Source organism: Rhodobaculum claviforme (assembly GCF_016653255.1).
Classification (GTDB): Bacteria; Pseudomonadota; Alphaproteobacteria; order Rhodobacterales; family Rhodobacteraceae; genus Rhodobaculum; species Rhodobaculum claviforme.
The window spans coordinates 1-2,654 of sequence record NZ_NHSD01000181.1 but is presented as its reverse complement, the minus strand read 5'-3'; the positions used below and the strand labels follow the sequence as shown (position 1 = coordinate 2,654).

1 protein-coding gene is annotated in these 2,654 nt (G+C 67.8%); it reads left to right on the top strand.

Going from position 1 to position 2,654, the window contains the following annotated elements:
- Window positions 1-1,838 (top strand): sulfate adenylyltransferase subunit CysN (gene cysN, locus CCR87_RS05995; protein WP_201156650.1); only part of this gene is annotated, 1,838 nt, incomplete at its 5' end.
- Window positions 1,839-2,654: the final 816 nt, after the last annotated feature.

The following is a 2,654-nucleotide window of genomic DNA, read 5'->3' as shown; positions in this document are numbered from 1 at the left end:
ACAAGGACCTGCTGCGGTTCATCACCTGCGGCTCGGTGGACGACGGCAAGTCGACCCTGATCGGCCGGCTGCTGTACGACTGCCAGCTGCTGTTCGAGGACCAGCTGGCGCAGCTGGACGCCGACAGCAGCAAGTTCGGCACCACCGGGGAAGAGCCGGACATGGCGCTGTTGGTGGACGGCCTGCAGGCGGAGCGCGAGCAGGGGATCACGATCGACGTCGCCTACCGGTTCTTTACCACGGACAAGCGCAAGTTCGTGGTCGCCGACACGCCGGGGCACGAGCAGTACACCCGCAACATGGCGACCGGGGCGTCGCACTCGGAGCTGGCGGTGCTGCTGGTGGACGCGCGCCACGGCGTGCTGACGCAGACCCGTCGGCACTCCTACATCGTCTCGCTCTTGGGCATCCGCCAGGTGGTGCTGGCGGTCAACAAGATGGACCTGGTCGACTGGGACGAGGCGACCTTCGAGCGGATCGCGGCGGAGTACCGGACCTTTGCGCACGAGGTCGGGATCCAGCAGGTGACCTGCATTCCGGTTTCGGCGCTGAAGGGCGACAACATCTCCAAGCGGTCCCGGAGCATGGACTGGTTCCAGGGGCCGAGCCTGCTGGAGAAGCTGGAGACGGTGCAGCTCGAGGACGCGGCGCGCGGGCGTCCGTTCCGGTTGCCGGTGCAGTGGGTCAACCGGCCGAACCTGGACTTCCGGGGCTATGCCGGGACGGTGCAGGGCGGCCAGGTGCGCGTCGGCGAGGAGGTCGCGGTGCTGCCGTCGGGCAAGGGCTCGCGGGTCAAGCGGATCGTGACGATGGACGGCGATCTGGAGGTGGCGCACGCCGGGCAGGCGGTGACGCTGACGCTTGAGCACGAGATCGACATCTCGCGCGGCGACGTGATCGCGCCGGCGCAGGAGCGGCCGACGGTGACCGATCAGGTGCACGCCCACCTGATCTGGATGGACGAGCAGGAGATGCTGCCGGGGCGGTCGTACCTGATCCATCTGGGGACCAGTTTCGTCGGCGGTCAGATCAGCCGGATCAAGCACACGGTGAACGTCAACACGCTGGAGGAGACGGCGGCCAGCCATCTGGCGCTGAACGACGTGGCGGTGGTCGACCTGGCGTTCGACCGGCCGGTGCCGTTCGACCCGTACGCGGAGAACCCGGCGACCGGGTCGTTCATCGTGATCGACCGGATGACCAACGCCACCGTGGGCGCGGGGATGATCGACTACGCGCTCAGGCGGGCGACCAACGTGCACTGGCACGACACCAAGGTGGACAAGGCGGTGCGCGCGCAGGCGAAGGCGCAGCGGCCGTGCGTGCTCTGGTTCACCGGGCTGTCGGGGGCGGGCAAGTCGGTGGTCTCCGACCTGGTGGAGCAGCGCCTGGCGGGCATGGGCAAGCACACGATGATGCTGGACGGCGACAACGTCCGGCACGGGCTGAACCGGGACCTGGGCTTTACCGACGAGGACCGGGTGGAGAACATCCGCCGGGTGGCGGAGGTGTCCCGGCTGCTGACCGAGGCCGGTCTGATCACGCTGGTGTCGTTCATCTCGCCGTTCCGCAGCGAGCGGCGGATGGCGCGCGAGATGCTGCCCGAGGGCGAGTTCCTGGAGGTGTTCGTCGACGCGCCGCTGGATGTGTGCGAGCAGCGCGATCCCAAGGGGCTGTACAAGAAGGCGCGGGCCGGGGAGATCCCGAACTTCACCGGCATCGGCTCCAGCTACGAGCCGCCCGAGGCCCCGGAGCTGCACCTGCGCTCCGACCAGGCCAGCCCCGACGCGCTCGCCCAGCAGGTCATCGCCCTGCTCGAAGCCCGCGGCATGCTCTGACCCGACGCCCCCGGCAGCACCACCCAGCCGACGGACACACCAAGGGCCCGGCCGCTACACAACGGCCGGGCCCTACGCTTTGGAAACGACCGCAGGCTTCAGTCGCGCGTGCTGGGGGACTGACGAAGCACCGCCGGCGCCCGGTGCGGCACGGGAATGCCGGCCCCGACGCTACGACCAACGCGGGGTGGCCGTGGCCACATCGCTTCCTGCACGAGCGATTCGACCCGGCTGCGGCCCATATCCGGGCGCAGATGCAGAACGCGGCGCACCGCATGGTTGAGCTGGCCGAGACTATCCAGCCCGCGGCCGCGGGATTCCTCCAGGGCATAGCGAATGATACTGGCGGGATCGGGCTGCTGAGACATGGCAGGCTCGCCGAGTACGGTGGCTGGGCATCCTAAGGTATTGCGGAAAACAAGTCTGGGGAAGAACGCAAACGTATAATTCGCCCATCCAGCCCCAAACCTTGGCCACCGCAGAAAAAAATAACCGATTTCCGGCGAACATCGGACCAAGGCGACCGTTGGTCATGAGAGGAAGATGAGCCCGTGCGGCCTTGTCCCCATGCCGATTCGACGCGGCTCCTTCCGACCCGGGCGCGCCGGCCTACTTCCCCATTATCCCCGGCGGCCGGCGCGCTTGATGTAACTAACGGGGCGGAGGGACATCGCGCTCTTCCGCCCCGTTTTTCTGCCACCCAACGGCTGGCTCCAGCCTGCGCGTTAGGCTCCGAATGGCTAACGATGGCCTCACACAGGGCTGACATCACCGGATTCATCCCGGACCAGCCGCTGCAGGCAACCCGCGATCACG